This window comes from Desulfobulbus alkaliphilus, assembly GCF_016918545.1.
GTDB lineage: Bacteria > Desulfobacterota > Desulfobulbia > Desulfobulbales > Desulfobulbaceae > Desulfobulbus > Desulfobulbus alkaliphilus.
Window position 1 is genome coordinate 76,988 of record NZ_JAFFQC010000004.1, and the last position, 21,039, is coordinate 98,026.

General features: G+C 55.8%; 13 protein-coding genes and 2 pseudogenes. 2 read left to right on the forward strand and 13 right to left on the reverse strand.

Going from position 1 to position 21,039, the window contains the following annotated elements:
* Positions 1–142 precede the first annotated feature (142 nt).
* The 8 genes from JWG43_RS03400 to JWG43_RS03435 form a co-directional block, all read right to left on the reverse strand.
* Positions 143–1,051: a hypothetical protein gene (locus JWG43_RS03400; RefSeq protein ID WP_205241412.1), complete on the reverse strand. Its 909-nt coding sequence runs from the start codon at positions 1,049–1,051 to the stop codon at positions 143–145.
* A 222-nt stretch (positions 1,052–1,273) separates the two neighbouring features.
* Positions 1,274–2,149 (reverse strand): radical SAM protein, encoded by an 876-nt coding sequence (locus tag JWG43_RS03405; protein WP_205241413.1) that lies wholly within the window; start codon positions 2,147–2,149, stop codon positions 1,274–1,276.
* Between the two features lie 24 nt (positions 2,150–2,173).
* Positions 2,174–5,089: a malto-oligosyltrehalose synthase gene (gene treY / locus JWG43_RS03410; RefSeq protein ID WP_205241414.1), complete on the reverse strand. Its 2,916-nt coding sequence runs from the start codon at positions 5,087–5,089 to the stop codon at positions 2,174–2,176.
* 19 nt (positions 5,090–5,108) lie between these two features.
* A complete protein-coding gene (gene treZ, locus JWG43_RS03415) occupies positions 5,109–6,977 on the reverse strand; it encodes a malto-oligosyltrehalose trehalohydrolase (RefSeq protein ID WP_205241415.1) in 1,869 nt (622 codons plus the stop codon).
* 35 nt (positions 6,978–7,012) lie between these two features.
* Positions 7,013–9,166 (reverse strand): glycogen debranching protein GlgX, encoded by a 2,154-nt coding sequence (gene glgX, locus JWG43_RS03420; RefSeq protein WP_205241416.1) that lies wholly within the window; start codon positions 9,164–9,166, stop codon positions 7,013–7,015.
* 634 nt (positions 9,167–9,800) lie between these two features.
* Positions 9,801–10,133, reverse strand: coding sequence for a sll1863 family stress response protein (locus JWG43_RS03425; protein ID WP_205241417.1), 333 nt, complete (start codon positions 10,131–10,133; stop codon positions 9,801–9,803).
* 207 nt (positions 10,134–10,340) lie between these two features.
* Positions 10,341–11,423, reverse strand: coding sequence for a zinc-binding metallopeptidase family protein (locus JWG43_RS03430; RefSeq protein WP_205241418.1), 1,083 nt, complete (start codon positions 11,421–11,423; stop codon positions 10,341–10,343).
* A gap of 4 nt (positions 11,424–11,427) precedes the next feature.
* Entirely contained in the window at positions 11,428–12,558 is a 1,131-nt protein-coding gene (locus JWG43_RS03435) for a metallophosphoesterase (protein ID WP_205241419.1), read from the reverse strand.
* 473 nt (positions 12,559–13,031) lie between these two features.
* On the opposite strand from JWG43_RS03435, the gene JWG43_RS03440 reads away from it, so the two are divergent.
* Entirely contained in the window at positions 13,032–13,979 is a 948-nt protein-coding gene (locus tag JWG43_RS03440) for a hypothetical protein (protein WP_205241420.1), read from the forward strand.
* Positions 13,980–13,993: 14 nt separating this feature from the next.
* Positions 13,994–14,989, forward strand: a complete 996-nt coding sequence (locus JWG43_RS19540) for a tyrosine-type recombinase/integrase (protein WP_205241421.1) — start codon at positions 13,994–13,996, stop codon at positions 14,987–14,989.
* A 261-nt stretch (positions 14,990–15,250) separates the two neighbouring features.
* On the opposite strand, the pseudogene JWG43_RS20170 reads toward JWG43_RS19540, so the two are convergent.
* The 5 genes and pseudogenes from JWG43_RS20170 to JWG43_RS03480 form a co-directional block, all read right to left on the reverse strand.
* Positions 15,251–16,224: pseudogene (locus JWG43_RS20170) on the reverse strand (DUF1156 domain-containing protein); the annotation flags it as partial.
* Positions 16,225–16,229: 5 nt separating this feature from the next.
* On the reverse strand, positions 16,230–17,138 hold the full coding sequence (locus tag JWG43_RS03460; RefSeq protein ID WP_338033223.1) for an Abi family protein: 909 nt from the start codon (positions 17,136–17,138) through the stop codon (positions 16,230–16,232).
* A 169-nt stretch (positions 17,139–17,307) separates the two neighbouring features.
* Positions 17,308–19,531: pseudogene (locus JWG43_RS20175) on the reverse strand (helicase-related protein); the annotation flags it as partial.
* Between the two features lie 245 nt (positions 19,532–19,776).
* Positions 19,777–20,034: an ACP S-malonyltransferase gene (locus JWG43_RS03475; protein WP_205241426.1), complete on the reverse strand. Its 258-nt coding sequence runs from the start codon at positions 20,032–20,034 to the stop codon at positions 19,777–19,779.
* A 205-nt stretch (positions 20,035–20,239) separates the two neighbouring features.
* Positions 20,240–20,935 carry a hypothetical protein gene (locus JWG43_RS03480; RefSeq protein ID WP_205241427.1) on the reverse strand — a complete coding sequence of 232 codons (696 nt, stop codon included), beginning with the start codon at positions 20,933–20,935 and terminating at the stop codon, positions 20,240–20,242.
* Positions 20,936–21,039 lie beyond the last annotated feature (104 nt).

Here is a 21,039-nt window from a genome sequence, read left to right on the forward strand (position 1 = left end):
CTGAATCCGTGATGGCTGGACTCTTGTTTGAATTTTATTGTATTGCAATCAAGTTATAATTGCAGCAAAATCCTTGCTGATACCCTTCACCCGCCGCCCTTTGGGGCGTGCGGACGAACGCTCACCGATCCAGGGGTACAGGTTAAAAGCGTCCGGACAGGTTGACGCCAACAATCGGTTGCGGGTCGTACTTCTCTTTCCTCAATTCATTCCCCTCGCTGTCATCGATGGTCAGTCGCCCATCCAGGGTCAAGCCGAAGTAGCCGTCAACAGCAATGGATCTGGTCGCCGCCCAACCCAGCCGCAGGAAGACAGGAACCCCTTTGAACTCGGCAAAACCTGAAGGGGCAACAGGGGCCTGGTCATCGAGTGCAAAACGTATGCTTCGATAGACGCCGCCCAGTCCGAAATCGAGGCGATCATTGTGTCGATAACTCAATTCCAGTCCTGCCGGTCCGAAGGGCCCCGGACGAAAGGGATTGCTCAGGAGCCATTGATCAGTTATCTGCCAGCGGACGAGAATCAAGGGAAAGAAGCTCGAATCTTCCAGACCGTGGACAAAACCCGCCCCAGTGCCAATGCTCAAAGCGGGGGAAAAGAAGTACATGTAGGAAAGGACCAGACTGCTGGTCCACCCTTCATCCCAGCTCGCATTCTTCTCAGTCGCACTGCCAAAACTTCCAGCCACGCTCAAGCGTCCGCTCTCACCGGCTTTCATGGTGACGGGCACGCTGATGGTGAGGAAATCAGCTCGATCCCAGGGATTCACCCCAAAATCTTTGAAATCATAGTCCAAAGTCGTATAGTTGAGTCCCAGCCCGATGGAAAAATGATTGGCAAAGGATTTGCGCGTGCTGCCATCGATGAAAAAAAGCCGGCTTGAATAGGTCCCACCACTGTCAAAATCTGCATCCGTTGACACGAGGTACCCGGTGGTGAGCCGGCTTGACCATCCAGAGTCCGCCTGGGCCGGAGAGGCAAAAGCGATAGATGTACTCAGAAAAATGAAAGCACCCAGAGCCGACAAGAGACCACGCCTGATTGTTTGCATATTGCCTCGATATAATGTTGCCTGCCGTCAACACGGCAAGGATTTGTACGACTTGTTTGCTGCTGTGCCCTCTTCCTGGATCCAGACCTGAATCCGTGACGGCTGGAGTCTTGTTTGGAGTATATTTCACTGTAAACAGATTATAAATGCGGCGATTTTCTTTGCAATATGTCATCACCAGCCGCCCTTCGGGGCGTTCGCTCACGGATCCAGGTCCAGAGGCTACTCTCTGCCAATGAAAAAAGGACGGAACGTACTCTCCGGACGCTTCAAAGCATCGTCAATGCAGGCAAGCATCCGGTCTTTATCGTGAGGCAGTTCACCAGAAAGATTGATATAATTGGTATAATGGTCGCTTCTCAGGCGGACCGCTGCCCGCATGTTTTCAACAAGGATTCTGGTCTCCCCGAGGATGGTGTGCGGACCGGCCATGATGAATTCACCGGTCTGGACCTTGCGGAGCAGAGGCGTGCCTTCCTTGGGCACAAAGGTCCGCAGCCGCACATAATCCGGCTCGATATCGTTCAATGCCGCGGCCGTCTCCAAAGCATGGGAACTCGATAGACCCTGCCCGCCGATCCCCAGCATGACATAGGTACTGTTTTCAACGCCGGCTTCTTTCAGCATCCGGCCGGCTCTGATCTGCTCGCTGCGGTCGGCCCCTTTGCGGATAGCAGCCAGAATCCCGTCATGGCCGCTTTCAAGACCCACATGCACCCTGTTCAGGCCGGCCTGGGCAAGCCGGCGCAGATCCACCTCGCCCTTGTCCAGGATGTATCTGGCCGATCCATAGACGGTCAGGCGATATGCTTCCGGAAAAAGGCGCCGTGCGGCCACCAGGATGGCTTCAAGGGTCTTGGTGGGTGCGGCAAGAGTGTTTCCCGCCGGAAAAAAAATCGTGCGCACCTGGCTGCCGAATTGCGCCCTTGCTGTTTCCAGGTCTTCAATAACTTCAGTGGCCGGCCGTACCCGATAGTACGGGCCTTTCTTATAGACCATGCAGAAACTGCACCTATTGTGGGGGCATCCGGTTGTGACCTGGACCAGCAGACTGTCAGCCTCGGAAGGCGGTCGGTATATGGGTCCTTCGTACCGCATGATGTTCTTTTTTTATCCTGAATCTCAACAATCAACATCGGACTGATCGACCTGAATCATGACACAGACCGGCAGCGCGGCGAACAGGGCTGAGCCGGCTACCTGTCTCTTTTCAAGCACTGTGTTTTGAGCGGTGAAGAGGTTGCTCCAGACCCTGTTTTTGCTGCCTTTGATAAGCGGATCCAGCATCACGCAGGTACCTGTCCAGCCCGAACCTGTCGGCAAGGAATTGCCGGGCGCGCACAAAAGCGCGCTGTGTCTGGGCACGGCCACGAAGATGCTCTGGTGATCGTTGGTCCGGGCAAAGGCAATAATATGTTCGGCCTGTGGCCCGTTGACCTCAAGGGGAATATAGCGACCGCGTAAAAACAGGTCCGGACAGGTACGACGCAGGGTCAGTAACCGCCAGAGAACAAAATGCTTCAGGCGGCTGTCCGGCCATGCCGATCCGAGCGCCATGGTCAATCTGGCCAGCTCACCATGTTCCTCGGCTTGTTTGAAGGCGTGGAGATTCTTTTTTCTGAGCGAATAATCCACCGCCCGTCGATTGTCCGGATCCACCAGGGAATCGTCCCACAACTCCGTCCCCTGGTAATTGTCCGGAGCGCCGGGCATGGTCAGACGCAGAACCATCTGGGCCAGAGAATTGCAAAAACCGGGAGCACTCATGGTGCGCACCAGTTCCTGCATATCACGCAAAAAAGGCATCGACACAGGGCTGCCATCCAGAACCTGGGCCACGAAATCGATCAGGGCCTTTTCGTATTCTTCATCGGGATTGAGCCAGGACGTGTTGATTTTGGCCTCCCGGGCAGCTTTGATCATGTAGGCCTGCAGACGATCGCGCAGGGTCGCCAGCACTGCCGGTGCCGGTGGATCATGGCCCAGGTCGGCCAGCGGCCAGACCCCCACCAGGGTCTGGTAGAACAGGTATTCGTCCCGGCTGGAAAGCCTGATAACGCCGGCAATGCCCTGGCGGGCACGCCGGTTGAGGGTCTGCCAACGCTCCACGTGCTCGGCCCACCTCGTCGGCACTTCAGAGAGGACCGCAATCCTGGCCCGGACATCTTCGCTGCGTTTGGTGTCATGGGTGGCGGTTGTCAGCATGGCCTCGGGCCAGGTGGTGGACCGGGACTCCATCTGCCGGTGGAAGTCGCCCACCGTACTGACCCGTCGATCAGGTCCCATCCCCACCTCATTCATGGACGTCAGGGGCACAACCCGATAAAAGGTGGTATCCTCCATGCCCTTGGCCATGGCTGGACCGGTGAACTGCTGAAACTTGCGGGCCAGACGCAGGACATCGGCCCGGGCCCGGCCATCGGCGCGTTTTTTCCAGGTGGCCTTCAACAGAGACTCCAACACGTCGAACAGCCGGGGATGGCTGACCGCCCGGGCCCGGCGGGCAAGACCCAGGGCCCAGTCCAGGTCGCGGCTATCCTCAATGGACGGCCCCTTGGGACCGACATAAGTCCGATAGACCGGAAACCGGCAAACGATCTCCCGCAACGCCTGACGGATTTCCGCCCGGGAAAAGTCCCGGGTGGTTGGATCGCGCTTGAGCAGGCGGTTAGTTTCCGTTGCCAGCACTTCCAGTTCCGAAGCCAGCTCCTGGTCCATGACCTGGCGTTTAGCCTGTACGCCTTCGGCATGGGCATCGGCGCTTCCCGCTCCCTCACGGGATGCATACAGGGCACGCAGAACAGCCAGACCGTCAGCGTTTACCTGTACGGCGTTGATTTCGCTCAACGCGTCGTATCCCGTGGATCCGTGCATCGACCAATGATCGCGCAGGCTTTCATGCTCTTCAAGGATTTTCTCGACATACACTGGAAAGCGCCCCGGAGTGAAGCCCAAAACCTCGGCATACGGCTCGACCAGCTTTTGCAGCTGATCCAGGTATCCGGGCGGGTCATAGAGACCGTCAATGTGATCGATGCGCAGTCCGTGTACCTGGCCTGTACTCACCAGCTGTTGGATTAAGGAGTGCGCCGCGGCAAACACTTCCGGCACCTCAACCCGCAAACCGGCCAGATCATTGATTTGAAAAAAACGACGATAGTTGATTTCGTGGCTGGCGACCCGCCAGTACGCAGGACGATAATGCTGCTGTTCGAGCACAGTGTGTAACCGTTCCAAGCCACGGCCATCAAATGCTTCAGGTCCAAAAGTTCTCTCGGTCTGTTCCAGAGCCTGGTGCAGCTCTGGAAAATCCACAACCAAACGGGAAAGAGTCTTTTTAAAGGTTTCTCCCCTGGTGCGCAAGGCTTTGCGCCTTGTCCCGGTACGAGGTTTGAACCGCAGCTGCTTGGATTCGATGAGGGCTGCATGTATATCCTCAGGGTTGGAGGTATCCAGACCGGCTTGTTCCAGGCAGGGTTGCAGAATCCGGTGGTAGCTGGACGGACAGAGAGGAAAACGATGCTCGTGGTACCAGACACTGAATGAACCGGTTACCGCTTCAAAACGTAGACGCAGTTCGCCCCGCTCCAGCACCGCACCGTACAGATCCCCCAGGACTGGCAAAAGTACTTGATCGTGAATTCCCTGGGTCTCGGGAAACCATTGAATATCAAAATAATGAGCATACCTGCTGGCGCGACCCCACTCCAGCACATCCAGCCACCACAGGTTGTCGCTGCGGCCGATACCCATGTGATTGGGGACAATATCCATGACCAGTCCCATGCCCACTTTCTGTAACGCGGTACTGAGGGCGTCAAATCCTTCACGTCCGCCCAGTTCCGGGTTCAGCGACTGATGATCAACGATATCGTAGCCATGGGTCGAACCGGGTCGAGCCGCCAGGATGGGTGAGGTATAGATATGAGAAATGCCCATATCCCGAAGATAAGGTACGATCTTCAAGGCATGGGCAAAGGTGAAACCGGCGTGGAACTGCAGCCGGTAGAAAGAGGTCGGGCTGTAGAGTTGGTTCATAAGCACCTGGGGCTGGAAGCTACCAAGAATGTGTATCTGGTGAGGTCAGGGTCCATGCTACCCCCCAGCCTCCAAGCTCAATCCCGCTTCCCTGCCGCCTGACTTCAGGTGAAAGGTAGATGATGGTGAGCGAATCAAGACCAGGATCCGCACCGGTATCAACCAGAAACGGCGTGGAGCCGAGATTGGCTGTCATGTGCAGACTTCGACCATCGACCAGAGGCCAGTTGACGGTCAACACGGCCGGATCCTGCCTGTGCCAGGTGGCGGCCCCTGGTCGGATCAAGCCCAGCAGCGGCACGATATGCTGTCGACGTCGAGCCAGCAGATCCTGGTACAGTTGCAGCCACTCAGCGTGCTTGACCGAAAAACGTTCCTCCCAGTTTAAAACGGCGCGCACGGCCGTGTCCGGATCGTTGGGGTCCGGGATACGTTCGCGCATTGCCGGATCGGCGAACTCAGGAAAGGCCGCGAACTCCCTGCGCCGGCCGTCGCGGACCGCACCGGCCAGCTCACCGTGAAAATCGCAGAAAAATGGAAAAGGCTGTTCTGTTGCCCATTCCTCGCCCATGTAGAGCAGTGGGATCTGAGGGGCAAGCAGGTACATGGCCGTCAGGGTCGTCCGTTTTTCCTCAGGAGCCAGCGAGGTCAGCCGCTCTCCCAGGGCCCGGTTACCGATCTGATCATGGTTCTGGAGAAAGGCAACAAAGGTCTCAGGCGGGAGATGGGCGCTGGGTTCCCCCCTGGCCTCACCCCCGCGATGGGCTGAAGCTTCGCCCTGATAAGCGAACCCCTGGGTCAGACACCGGCCCAGACGATCCAGCACCTGATCCGTGTAGTCCGTATAATAGCCCTGGGTTTCTCCGGTGGCCAGCACATGAAAAACGTGATGAATATCATCGTTCCATTGGGCCACATACAACCGGGGTTTGCCGTTCTGGTCCCGACCAAGGAAGCGGGCCTGATTGGCATCATTTTCCAGGACCAGATGCACCAACCGATCCTCGGGAAGAACGCTGGTTACGGTCTCAGCCAACTCCTCCAGGATATGCACAGGACTATTATCTTTAATGGCATGCACCGCGTCCAGACGCAAACCATCAAACCGATACTCCTGTAACCAGTACACAGCATTGGCGATGAAGAAATCACGTACCTGGGGCACGGAAAAATCGATGGCCGCCCCCCAGGGTGTCTGGTGGGCTTCGGTGAAGAAACCGGGAGCGTAAAGATGCAGGTAGTTGCCCTCCGGACCGAAGTGGTTGTAGACCACGTCAAGAAAAACCATCAGCCCCAGGCCGTGCGCCTCGTCGATCAGGCGCTGCAGGTCCCGGGGGGTGCCGTAGACAGAATCCGGGGCAAAGGGCAGCACACCGTCATAGCCCCAGTTGCGCCGGCCGGGAAAATCGGCCAGGGGCATCAGCTCCACGGCCGTGACCCCCAACTCCTTGAGATACGGGAGGCGGGCACGTACCCCGTCATAGGTCCCTTCAGGGGTGAACGTACCCACATGCAGCTCATACAGTATGGTTTCTGCCCAAGGCCGTCCCTGCCAATCCCGGTTCTCCCAGACAAAGTCGGCTGTGTCCACAACCTGACTTGGTCCTTGGACGTCGTCTGGCTGGAATCGTGAACCCGGATCCGGAACCAGGGTCTCGCCGTTAATTTTGAATTGATAGAGGGAACCTTCCCCAGCCTCGGGGACCAGAACCTCATACCAGCCGTCCTTGGTGGCCTGCATGGCCACACAACGGTCTTGGCCAGGCCCCACGAGGAGCACATCCACTTGCGCTGCTTCCGGCGCCCAAAGACGAAAACGCACACCGGGTTTCTCGAGACATGGACCAAAAGGAATGCTCGTGTCCATTGATTCGACCTGTCTAGGCATAGTGGTACTCCTTGATCATAGTGCATCGATATGATTCATTTTGCCTGGGCCGCCAAACGCAGCAACTGCAACGAACGGCCGCTGACAAGACGGTCCGTGCCTCCCGGCAGAGAATCGCTCTCGGGCCGACCGTCCTCGGCCACAGTATCCACCAAGGGATACCAAGCGCCAACCTCCTCATCCGGCAGGACGAAAACCACGTCTTCATGAGCGGCATTGACCAGGAGTAAAAAGGTATCATCCGCTTCCTGTTCGCCGGTTTGGGTCAGGTGGACCATACCTGCCTCCCCACTCAAACGGATGCCGAGACTCCGGGCTGTGCTCTTTTGCCAGTCCTCGGGGATCATCTCACGACCTGAGGGGTGCAGCCAGATCACGTCTTTGACGTCTGTTCCCGGGATAACCTTACCATAAAAAAAGCGGTCCCGGTGAAACACGATATGGTCATGACGTAGTTTCACCAATCGCCGGACAAAGTCTATCTGTGCTTGGCTCTGCTCGGTGATTCCTTCCCAATCAAGCCAGCTGATTTCACTGTCCTGACAGTAGACATTATTGTTACCGTTCTGGCTATGGGCAAACTCGTCTCCGGCCAGGAGCATGGGCATCCCCTGAGAAAGAAGCAATGTCGCCAGAAAGTTGCGCATCTGGCGGCGGCGCAGGGCCAGAATATCCTGGTCGTCGGTCTTACCTTCCACGCCGCAGTTCCAGGAATTGTTATTGTCCGAGCCGTCCCGGCTGTCTTCGCCATTGGCTTCGTTGTGTTTCTCGTTGTAGCTGACCAGGTCATGCAGGGTGAAACCGTCATGGGCGGTGATGAAATTAACGCTGGCCCAGGTGCGGCGACCGCGACGGTTGAAGATATCCGCGGAAGCGGAAAAACGGCCGGCAAAGCTGGCGAGCTGTTCTGCATCACCCTTCCAGAACTTGCGCATGGAATCACGGTACTGGTCGTTCCACTCGGCCCAGCCCGAAGGGAAATTACCTAACTGATACCCTCCCAGACCGGTATCCCAGGGTTCAGCGATCAGCTTGACCTGGCCCAGCACTGGATCCTGGGCCACAGCATCCAGGAAGCTGGCGTGTTCATCGTAGGGTCCTTCCACCCGGGCCAGGGTGGTAGCCAGATCAAATCGGAAACCATCCACGCCCATCACCTGAACCCAGTAGCGCAGAGAGTCCATGATCATACACAGCACCTTGGGATGGCGAAATTCCAGAGCATTCCCCGTGCCGGTAAAATCATTGTAAAAGCGCTTCTGGTCATCCATCAGATAATAATACGATTGATTATCGATGCCCCGGAAAGAAAGCGTCGGCCCCAGGTGGTTACCTTCGGCCGTATGGTTATAGACCACGTCCAGAATCACTTCGATGCCGGCGTCATGCATGTTCTGGACAAAGCTTTTGAACGAAGACAGCTCGTTTCGGGATCGCAGGTAACTTTGGTTAGGGGCAAAAAAACCAATAGTATTGTACCCCCAGTAATTACTCAGACCACGCTCGATGAGATGGCGATCCTGGAGAAAGGCATGCACGGGCAACAGTTCGATGGCCGTAACCCCTAGGTGTTTAAGGTAATCGATAACCGGTTGGGCAACCAGGCCCTGGAAGGTACCACGCAATTCCTCCGGCACTTCGGGGTGCAGCATGGTGTAGCCGCGAACATGCATTTCGTAGATCACGGTTTCGTGCCAGGGTCGGAACTCCTTGGACCGGCCCCAGGTGAAGGCCTGATCCACCACCTGGCATTTGGGCATGAACGGTGCGGAATCCCGCTTGTCAAAGGACAGGTCTTCGTCGGGATGCCCAACGGTGTAGCCGAACAGGGCATCGTCCCACTTCAGGTCTCCGATCAGCTTTCTGGCATAAGGATCCAGCAGCAGCTTATTGGCGTTGAAACGATGACCAGCCTGGGGATCGTAAGGGCCATGGACGCGGTACCCATAGAGCTGACCAGGTCGAATATCCGGCAAATAGCAGTGCCAGACCTCATGCGTATATTCCGGCATGGTGATCCGGGCGCTCTCTGTGACCCCGTCGGGATCAAACAGGCATAGTTCCACCTTTTCAGCATGCGCAGAAAACAGAGCGAAATTCACGCCTGATCCGTCCCAGGTGGCGCCCAGTGGGGTGGACGAACCAGGCCAGACTCTGACCCCATTGGAACCTTCGGCTACGTTTATCATCTCATGCTCCCACTTGATTATTTATTGCAATCAACCTGGCGAACGGCAGCACGCCGAGGGCTGAACCGTGAATTTCATCAGGCCATTTTAGCCGGCAAAAACGACAAGCACCTGGTTCGAGTTGCGAGACGATCCCGACGAAGTATCTGTATCAGGTCAGGGATTTTCCGCGCCGGTCCTGCATCAATAGTGGAGGAGCTGCTGAACCCCACCGGCCCTCATCCTATTGACTCGCCCGGAGAAATGTAATTGTCTGAAATAAGGTATTAATGTACCAGGAAAAGATCCTGCCTTCAATATCAATATACGGTGATATCCGGTTTAAAAATTTATCAAAGAGAACAGAGGAAAATGGACAATGAAATCACTTTACCTCAATAGATAAAATAGATACCTGGATCCGTGAACGTTCACCGGGTATACGCAAAAGGATGCATCACCTGAATCCGTGACGGATGGAGTCTTGTTTGGAGTACATTTTACTGTAAATAGGTTATAAATACGGTGAGTTTCTTTGCAATATGTCGTCACCAGCCGCCCTTCGGGGCGCATCCAGGTTATAGTATAGGAATGTTTTTTACACGGCAGCCTGATCGTCCGGAGACAGCGTGGTGCACAGTTACGAATTGCAGACTTAATCGTTGCCAGGACCCTTCTGCTGACCTTTTTTATACTCTTCTTCAAATGCAGTTTTAGCCTCGGAAAAACTATTCTTCCAAGATTCCCAGGAGGATTCGACACCCTGCTTCAGTTCTTCCCAAGCAGATTCTCCCGCACCTTGCAACTCCTCGATTTTATCCTCCAGCTCCTGGCGCTTTGCCCGCAATTCTTCAAGCTGCTGTTGATATTTGATTTTTGCGCCCGCCTCGGCCTGCTCCGCCTTGGCCGTCAACTTGTCAATATCAGCGTTCCATTCGTCAATCTTGGCTTTCAATTTCTGAACATACGCATCTCTTGTTTCCGACATACCTTTATACCTCCATGTCAAAAATGAACGTTGGCAAACAGACCCATCCACAAACGGCACTATTGCCAAAACTCTGTGTTGCGCCGTCTAACTGAACCCTTGGAATAATAAATATTCTTCTGATCATACCAGTACCGGTTTTGCTGAACAAGCCTCTTCAGTGGGGTTTCCGGATTTCTCATCACGTAAAACTCGCAATAAAACATATTACTTCACCAACTGCTGACTGCGAACAACGCTGTGGACAAATTCAAGCTTTTTGAGAACAGGAGGCGAGAGCACAAACGGATAGGCATGGTCATGACCCATGCTCCGGTTGAGGCTGTTCAGGGCAAAACTGACAGGTAGCCAGCGCTCGATAAGCAAGTCAAAATGCTCCTGATGATAAGGGTCGAAATCCAGCTTTGCGGATACTTCGCCAGTATTCTCAACCCTGGGATGAACTTTTATCCCGAAGAAATAAGCCGTTTCCAGGGTATCCACGATATGCAGGTAATGCGCCCAGGTTTCAGCCCAGTCCTCCCAGGGATGGCTGGATGCATAGGCACTGACAAATCGCTCCTGCCAATCCACTGGTGGACCGTTCTCGTAATGCCGTTCCAGAGCCTGGGAGTAATCCTGGGTATCGTCACCGAACAATTGGCGGCACCGTCCCAGCCAATCAGTATCCCGAATCAATCGCTCCCAATAGTAATGACCGCTTTCATGACGAAAATGGCCCAGAATGGTCCGGTAATGCTCATCCATTGTTGTGCGCATCTGTTCCCGGACAACGGGGTCCGCTTCGGCGATGTTGATGGTGATCAGCCCTTGATCGTGCCCGGTGAGTATCCGTCCTCGGTCACTGAATGGGGAGCCCTGGTCTGCCAGGAAGTCAAAAGCCACCCCATCTGGATGCGTGCTGCGTGAAAAAACCGGCAGGTCGAGGCCCAGCAACGTGAAGACCAGCCGGCGTTTTTCTATTTCCAGCCGGTGCCAGAGCGACTTGTTGCCTTCGACCTCCAGGTTGGGAATGGTTCTGTTGAGACGACAGGCTTTGCAGAACACGTCTTGCGATGCATCCTCCACCAGCCAGTTGCAGACGTCGTGATCAGCATAATTAGCGCATTGTTGAAAGGACTCTTCACGATTCCGCTCCAGGGGCAGGTCGCAATCGTAATCCTCCGGCGGGGAGATAGTAACCAGGCGCATGCCATCCGGCATAAATCCCAATCGCGCCCCGCAGCGAACACAGATAACATTTTCAAAATACAACAGGCTGCCGCAACAATCGCATGTAAAAAGTTTCATGTCATTAGTGCTCCTCGTCGCGGATCAGATCAATGACCACGACTTCGGGACGCGCGCCCACGCGCAACGGCGGACCCCAGGTCCCGGCCCCGGTGGTGACGATGAGGTGGCTGTGGTTTTGCTGAAAATGGCCGGCAAGGTACCTGTACTGGCTGGCGACGAATTTGTGGAAAGGGTAGATCTGGCCGCCGTGAGTGTGTCCCGCGACCATCAATTGGATGCCCAGGGGAACGGCTTTCTCGTCCCAGGCCCAGGGCCGATGCGTGAGGAGGATCTGAAAATGGTCTGGTGAGAGTTCGGGAGTGATCTGGTCCAGCTGGCGGATCATGAACGCACGGTCCATGTGCCCCCAGGTCGGATCGTCGATGCCGATCAACTGTATACCCGAATCCGGCAGGATCAAGGTTTCGTTGCGCAGCAGGCGGATTCCGGCCAGATCATGGAAGGCCCGGCTGGTCTGGAATCCCACGTAGAATTCATGGTTGCCCAGAACGCCGAAGACCCCCAGAGGTGGAACGAGCCGGGCTATAACGGCGGCCTTGGGTTCCAGCCATTCCGGGTGGTCATTGATCTGGTCCCCGGCCAGCAGCACCAGGTCCGGCTCGAGATCATCGATGAACGCGATCAGCCGTTCCACCCAGGCCTGCCGGGTCATCACCCCGAAGTGGGTATCACTGACCAGAACAATACGGGTGTCTTTGGCAACCAGGGGGGTGCGCAGCTCGATCCGGGGCGTATCCCATTGCGTGGCCGCGTACAGACCGTAGAGTACGATGATCGCTGTCAGGAACAGAACCACGTTCAACTGACGCCGGCCCCGGGGATACCAGCGAGTCATGGCGGCGGGCAGGACCCTGGCTGGAATGACCAGGACCAGGCTCAGGAGCTGCAGCCAGAACAGGTAAAAGAGTATGCCCATCCAGACAAAGACCAGCCACCACAGGGTACGCACCAGGGGCTGGGGCCAGTCCGCCGGGATCAGGTAGGCCAGAAACGGGGTCGCGGCCATGAACAGGACCACCGGCAGACCCGCCGACCATTTGCCAAACCCAAGATCGAGTTGCGCCCCCATGCGCCCCCAGACCAGGAGATGCATGGAGAGGTAGACCAGGGCCGCAATTATAAAAAATGTCATTTGTGCTCCTTATGCAGGGTTGTCGCACGGCCTTGCCTGACAATACCGCGCTGCTTGATCTCTTTCCTTCCGCGCTAACGCATCGCCAGGTTCGGCACCGAAAAAACAAGAAAAAATAATGAATCCACCGGAAATGATCTGATGACCCCATGGGGAGCCTCTTTGACAGTTACCCGTAACTGTTGTGTCAGTCCGTCACGAAATCCCTGGACGGTATGATTGATACATTTTGCAATCTTCTGCCATGAAAACTATGGTGAACTTTTACCCATCGCCGAGTGCGGCTATTTTACCGCCAGATCGAGAGACAGGCTTGCAAGTGTAGCACTGATCCGCCGGGATCCCCCCAGAAGGACCGGCGGCAAGGGAACAGGCGAAATATTTGTGCACTTTTCCGACCGGACTCTGCTGGCCGAGGGTCTCGTTTCTTGTCTTCCCTGACCCGTCACGCCTGCAATACAAAAGAGGAAAAAATGGTTAAGAAAACAAAGAAGAAATCATCGGCACGTCATGCGATAGTACACCAAGTCATGAAGCATATCCAACGAAGTCAGCACGGAAAATCCATTGACCTTGCAGAGATCAGACAAGCTCACGAAATGGCCGAAAACCTGGAAGCGACGGTTGTCTCGGACGACGAATTATCCGGGTTTGATCCACTACATGCGCTGTATGCCTATGCTCAGAACATAATCCAAACCTGGGCGCTTTACCTCCTCCGTTTGCCCGAGTGTCGAAAAATAGCATCAAACCTGGCTGAGGCCGATAGAGAATACATGCCGGCATACCCGCCCATGAGTCCGATCACCTCCTCCTATTTTTGTTATTGGGCATTCTTTGACCTGAAGGCCGGTCCTGGCAAGGAATCGATTGGTGACATAGTGATCAAGGTGAGTCAAAAGCTGTCATCACTCCAAAATTTGCTCACCCTCTACCAGAACATGCAGGATTCCCGCATGGGATTGTATTTCCATGAAGGAAGCAAAGGCAAGCGCATCAGGTTGAAGGAGTTGATCACCGAGAAAGAACTCACCTGTATCTCGCCAAGCGGTTATCTTGGCATGCCTGGAGAATTGTGGTTCGCAAGAATTTTGCCCGATCCGTTTCCCGCATACCCGTTTGGGTATGCCGTCGTCATTGCCACACCCTATGTCGTTGGTAAAAATGAAGGCGGATTTTTCAAGAACACCGGGTGCCTGCAAGAGTGGCTGGCCTTTTTTGAACGAACGTTGCCAAAAACAGGAGAATCGGACAGGAGAAGAGCCTATGAAATGTTGATGAAGGATGGTCTTGGTCAACATTACTGGAATGAATTCATTTTTACGAGCTACGCCAACTATACGGACAATGTTGTGTTCCTGGCAGGTATCCCCGACCTTCCGGAAAGCATGCCGCATTCAGAGCAAAATGCTCTCTATTAGTTAATGGGCGGAAGGTGACCAAGACCACTACTAACCTCGAATTGGCCAGGGAGATCGAGGCAAAACTGAAGGTCGATATTACCAGAGGCGAGCATCAACTCAATAAGAAAAATGAGGCTCCCACCTTGGGCGAGGTCTGGACGAAGTACTGGCCGTGGGCCGAGACGAACAAAAAGTCGGCCCGCTGCGACCTCTGGAGCTACCGAAAGCACTTGGCGCCCCGCTTCGAGACCAAGCGGCTCGACCAGATAACCACTTTCACCGTCGACAGTATGATCATGGCCATGAAGAAAGACGGCTACGCCCCGGCGACGATCCGCCACCAGACCATCCTCCTCAGCAGGTTGTACACCTTGGCTGATCGATGGGGTCTTTACGGTGGGCAGAACCCGTGCAAGAGGGCGAAGCGAGTCCAGGTGAATAATCAGGTCACGGAGCGCCTGGACGAAGAGCAGTTGGCGCGGCTGATGGATGTCCTCGAATCGTGGCCATGTCGGGCGTCTGCTTGCTTGGTGAAGTTCCTCCTCTTCACGGGAATTCGGAAGGGCGAGGAGTTCAAGCTGATCTGGAAGGACATCGACATGCAGCAGAAGCTGATGAAGCTGCGTGATCCGAAGGGCGGGAGAGACGTCAGCCTACCCTTGTCTGATAAGGCACTGGCCGTTCTCAAGGAGGTACCGAGGGTCGAGGATAGCCTGTATGTCTTTCCAGGCAAGGACGGACAGCAGAGGGAATGGTTCTATCACCCCTGGGCCAGGATTCGCAAGATGGCAGGTCTACCCAACGACTTCAGATTGCATGGCCTGCGTCACGCCTTCGCATCCGCCATGGTCTGCAACGGGGTTGATCTGTTCATTGTCAGCCGTCTGTTGACCCACAAGGACATCTCCACCACGCAGCGATATGCCCATCTGAGCGATCAGTCGCTGCGGGATGCCCTGAAGGTAAGCGACCGGTGCCAGACGCCGCAGGATAGCAACGTCGTGCCGCTGCGGAAGGTGGCCCAATGACGGCAGCCAGGGTTGATACCCTCAGAACGCAAAAACTGGGCACCTTGCTGGTCCGGACGTTCGATCCTGACTTAACGACCGGCGAGCTTGTGGTTCTTGTCGAGGACATCGCGAGGAAGCTCACGATCAAGCTGCCAACGGTTGACAAGACCATGGTCACGCTTCGACGTTTGCCCAAGGACACCACCATGGCCGCCGACCTGCTCCCGTTACCGAAAGGGATCGACCTGACGGACGAGGAGGCCGGTTTCTTTGCCGACATCGTTGCAGACCTGATCCTGATGGCGATCCCGGCGGCGAAGAACCTTTTCCCACCTTCACGGTAAACCGATACCCACCATCCTCAATCACAGGCTCGACATAAGCCTCTTTGCCCGCCTTGGTCGAAAGCATGAAAGCCGAAACCAGCGGCACATCCACATCAGCAAAGGCCGGGTTGGGGCTCTTGACCGTCCGCGCCCACAGCCAGGCGATGACCGTCAACTTGCGGCCGACATAGGGCTTTAGGTCCGGCCGCTCACGTGCCATTTCGGCGGTGATTTCAACCTTGGGGTAGAGGTGGCCTATGCGTCGTTGAGCCTCATCCCGCATCCACTGGCCGTAATAGCGTACATCCTCGGCCAGCCCTTGGGCACCGCACCATTTGCGCAACGACCTTTCAGCCGCGGACTTGCCCTGCCAGCCGGGGTTGACCGGTTCCCTGCCAGCAAACTTCGGCGGAATCTCGATCATCGCCTTGTTGATCAGCACCGCCACCGGGTTAAGACCCGAGGCGTAGCTTTCCAGGCCCAGGCGCTGGGCCTCCAGGGGCAAGGCCCCCCACCGGCAAAGGGATCATGGAAAGCGGGCAGCTTGTGACGATCAAAGAGTTCCTGCGCCCGGGGGTGATCAGCATTTTCAGCGCAGGTCCGTCGCCAGCTTCGCCAGATCTCGTCCCTGGCCAGCTGCAGGACCTTCTCGTTGGTGGTGTTCTCCCACTTCACCAGCTCCTCAATGATCTTGAACAATCTTTGCCGTTCCTTGTCCTGGGCCTTCTTCGTTGGAAACAGATCCGGATAGCCGGAGGGGTCATCCACCATCTGGGCGAAGATCACCGCCCGTGCCGCCGCCAGAGGCCGTCGCGCCCACCACAGGTGCAGGGTGCTGGGGTGGCCATGACGGATCGATTTCTCCCGGGCAGAGGCTGTATTGATGGCATCCAGCGGCAGGGCCACTTCAATGAGCTTCTTTTTCATGTGCTCTATCCTTGTTCTTCCTCGATCCACAGGGGGAGTGTTTGCCAGTCGTTTGCCAATCCCATGGCAACCGGGTTGATTCCAACCAGGTGTTCAATAAGTCGGCGCATTCGCCATGGCCAGGACGTTCCGGGGCTGATCAGTTTGAGCAGGTACCCCAGAACGATGATGGTATTGCCGACATACCGGTCAGCGCCGGGGTGGAGCATTGCCGCCAGCTGGATTGGGGCTTTGGGCAGCGCCATGGTAATGGTGAAACGCCTATTCCACAACCGGCCATGGTGGGCGGTGATATTGCGGACATGGGTCAGGTGGTGGAGGAAGGATCGCAGGAATTTCTCATCCAGTCCATAGGATTTGGCAATGAATTGCCGGTCACCCCTTTTCCTGAGCTTCTGGTACCACTGGGAGAGCTGGCCGAACGACATCACCTCGCAGCTTGCCCAGATCGGCGGCAGGTAGGGCTGACTATAGGTTTGGCGGTAGTGGTCGATAAAAGGTTCCCGGCTCCGGTCAATCTCCTCTCCCAGGCTGGTCAGCAGTCGGTTATGGGTTATTGTATCCGCGAAATAGCGGGTCTCCAGGAAGAAATGGCTGCCGTACCGGTACCCCAGCTGGTTGGCATACTGCGCCCGCAGGGAAACCTCAAACCGTTCAATGGCCTCCATGACAAGCAGGCGGAACTGGCGGTCGAAAATATAGAGATCAAGGACCTGATCAAAGGTTGTTCCGTTCTGGAAGGTATGGTCCGCGCTGCCAGACTGCTCAAGGGGGATCCAGTAGCCACGCAGGCGATAATAGCTGATATGGGAGAGGTAGCGGCTCGCACGGCTTCGGTTGGGGATGATCATGCCGCGGCTGATGAGCAGATTGATCTGCTCATCGATAGAAAAAGGGGGCTTGATGTAGTCCACTCAAGCCCCCAAATAAGTAACCCGCCGGGGTGCGCGTTTCAGGTCGAAACCTGCAGAGGCGTGGCGGGTGTTGTTCGGAAATGATGGAGTATATATAGCACTGATGAACCGCGTTGTCATCTGTTTTCCCATGCTCTTCCTTGGGCTTTTCCCGGCAGAACTTTGCTTGTCAATTGGGTGCCTCGGCCCGGGCGATCAGCTCGGTGAAATCATAGTTGACACTGGTGACCCCGAAATCAGGCTCCCGTTGAAACGGCCGGCGGAGATAATGGACTCGATGGTCCTTTTCATCCAGGAATTCGACAATGGCCAGGATGAAATCCTCGGGCTTGTTAAGTGAATAGAGGATTTCATTCCGGGTCACAGTGATCGATGGTGCCCCGGAAATCCGCCCCTTGACCTCGAGAAAACGGAGACGACCGGTGTCGGGGATGCGGCTTTCAATGTCATAGCCGAGTTTTTCAGTCTCCCGGTCCACCGGTTCATAGCCAAGATTACGTTCGGTGTCCATGACAATCGCCCGAGCCCGAGCTGCCGCTGCCTGGGTATCCACGGTTGGCCCCGGCATCGGTGCCCGCCCGGCCATGGTCTGGAGCAGGCCAACGGGGACCACCAGCAGGCAACCAATGACCACCGGCGGCAGGGGTGAGATCCTTGCTTCCAGGCGGAGATCCTCCAATCGCTTCTGCAACCTGCCCTGGAGTGCGTCGGCTCGTTTACGGGCCTCGCCGGAGTTGAGTCGGGCATTGGGTTTGCCGGCCTGCTCCTGGAGTTTCAGCTCCTCGGCACGGTGGTCCCAGTAGGTAATCTCCTTGGTGAGTCGTTCCTTGACCGCGGCCTCGGTCTTGGCATTGAGGGCCAGGCGTCTGGACCGGACCTCGGCCAGATGCTCGGGCACCACCTGGGCAATGGCATACCCCTGTGCTTTCTGTTCCAGTTCCCGGTTGATCCACCCACATTCCGGCCGATCAAGGATCTGCTCGAGCGTGGGGTCAGTGCTCTCGAGGGGTCGGTAGTCAAGGTAGGGTGCATACTGCAGGTGCCGGGTTTGACCGTGCTCATCCAACTCCACGTAGAGCATACGTTTGGAGATAACCCGTCGCTCGCCGGACCGGGTCAGGGAGAATAGCCTGGATAAGGAGGTCACGCAAAGGCTTGCCCTCGAACTGGAGTTTGCCGAGGACATCGAACACCTGGCCGCCCAGGGCCTGGCGGGCCTGTTCCAGCTTCTCCAGCAGTTTGCGATAGACATCCCCCTCCCGGGTTTCCTCGGCCACCAGGTTCCACAAGTGGCAGACCTCGGTCTGGCCGATACGGTGGATGCGACCAAACCGCTGCTCCAGGCGGTTGGGGTTCCAGGGCAGGTCGTAGTTCACCATCAGGTGGGCACGCTGCAGATTGATCCCCTCGCCGGCGGCATCGGTGGCCAACAAAACCTGAACCTCGGGATCGTGCTTAAAGGCCTCCTGGATTTTCATCCGCTCCTCGCGACCTATGGCCCCATGGATGACAACCACCGCCTCTGTGCGGCCCAGCAGGGTGGTGATTCTGTTTTCCAGGTAATTGAGGGTGTCGCGGTGTTCAGTAAAGATGACCAGTTTCTGGTGGGCCGAGGATTTGGGTGGATCGATGGGGCCGGCGCCGTAGGGGATGTCGGTCTCGGCGGTGACGAGGCCGGCAGTGGTGGTGAAGATCTCGTGCAGCAGGCTTGCCAGTTGCTGCCATTTAGTATCAGAGCCGCTGTTGCGGACCTTGACCGCCAATGTCTCCAGCCGTTTCAGGGTCTCGATCTCGGCCTGGAGTTCGGTGCGGGACCGGGCTGCCGTGGCCTGGTCGACAATCTGTTCCTCGGCGGTTTCCACTTCATTATCCGGGGCTTCCTCCAGGTCCTCCACATCCTCGGCATCGAGGATGGGGCCGGCAATGGCTAAAGGGGGCAGGTGATTTCCCCGCTGCAGGACTTCCAGTTCGCGCAAGCGGCTTTCCAGCCGCTCCCGCCGCCGGCGCAGGGACTGGTAGATCGCCTCTGGAGATGATGCCAGGCGGCGCTGGAGGATGGTCAGAGCGAAGCCGACCGTTCCCGCCCGTTTGTCGTTTTCCAGGGCTTCAGCCCGATTGAATTCCTCGCGGACATACTCCGTGACCGCCCGGTACAAGCTGGCCTCGTCATCCGAGAGCCGGTAGGGCACGGTATAGGCAATCCGCTTGGGGAACAGGGGGGTGCCGTCGAACTTGAGTAAACTTTCCTTGACCATGCGGCGCATGAGATCAGAGACGTCCGAGGAGTGGACCCCGTCGCGGAACCGGCCTTCAAAGCGATCTCCATCCAGCAGAGACATAAACAGCTGGAAATCAGCTTCCTTGCTATCCCAGTGGTCAGCTTTACAAAATAGACCTGGATGTTTTCTGAATTCTTCGTCAACATTGTTTGTCCCTTCGTCTCTCCATTGAGAGGTTACCGGTTTCACATTTCTTACAGGATCATGGAGGAGGGCTGAGTTGTCAACCAGAAAGCAAATATGGTGTTCATTTTATCAGTCAGTATAGGTAAATATAGCTATAGCCTCCACATAGGTAGGGGCAACCGTGACGAGCTGTTCCAGTTGTTTGGCGAGCTCAGGTTTTGGGGTGTGAAATATTACATCGCTTCCAGATACTCTCTTGCTTCTTCGATCGAAAGCAATGGATTTGACTGGACGAGAACGAGGATTTCCTCGTAGTAGCGATCGGAGGGATCTAAGGGTTTCGCCTCTGGATCGAGGAGGAATGGCGGTATCGACTCCCTCTGTTCGGCCGGCAGGTCCTCCAGCTTCGCCCCGTCGAACGCGAGGTCCAGGTAACTCTGTAAGGAAACTGGAGTCCGGTATTGAATCAGACTTTGAATAATTGGATCCATGCCAACTTGGGGGTTGGAGTCTCCGGCCAGTTCAGTGACTTGCTGTCTTGCTTTTTCAAGGGATATTCTGTTTTCTTTTATTGGTCCCAGATCGCATCGATTGCAGCGACCAGAGGATTGCCAAGGGGTATGAGGACACCTCCATAACCCTCAGCATATTTTTTAACGCAGGACCCCTGGCAGCCTACTGCGGATACGTCTGGATTCAATCCGGCCCTTCGGCGATGAACCGGAGAGCATACTCATTTTCTTCGGCAATCCGATTGGCCTCATCGATCGGGATACACAACTCGGCGGCAAAATAGCTGCTGCCCGGACAACTACCCTCAATGATCACAACCCCAAGGTCCTTCATCATCGTCCTGTTCTCCGAGAGGAAATGTTCATAAGCAGCCCCTTGCGCAGTTCCTGTCTTATAGAAGAATTCCCATTCATTATCCCAGTCAGGCTCCTCGTTCAGCCAGGCCTCGATCTGGGCATTGATCGCCTCACGGTCCTTGCCATCGGCTTGTTCAAACCAATCATACCATCCTTCCTCCACCTGTTCTTCCAACGCCTCCCTGTTCATACCGCTTGCCGGAGGCTTGCGCTGTACTGCCAGAAGAAGCTTTTGGTGATATACGTTTTTGATCCTCTCTTCGAGCGTATAGCTTCTTTCAAACGCGCCCCAATCGATATCCTCGACACGGGAATACCAGTACAGTTCTCGGCGTAATCGCGGTGCAGTGAAGTTCGCATAGGACAGGGTTCCATGTGCATCAACCTCGAACAGATCGCATGCTTTTTTCGCGTGATGCCAAGCCGTATCCACTTCCTCTTGACTGGCGTTGAGTAAATCCAACGGAAGGGTGATTGTCACTCCCAGAGAGGCAAGTGTTCTCAAAAAGGTTCTTCGATTCATGATATTCTCCTTTATACCGGATTTGCGGATATGGCTGGGCCGCACGCTGGGGTCAAATCCAGACTTCGGCCCTGATCTCTCTGGTCATCAATGTCCTGCTGCCC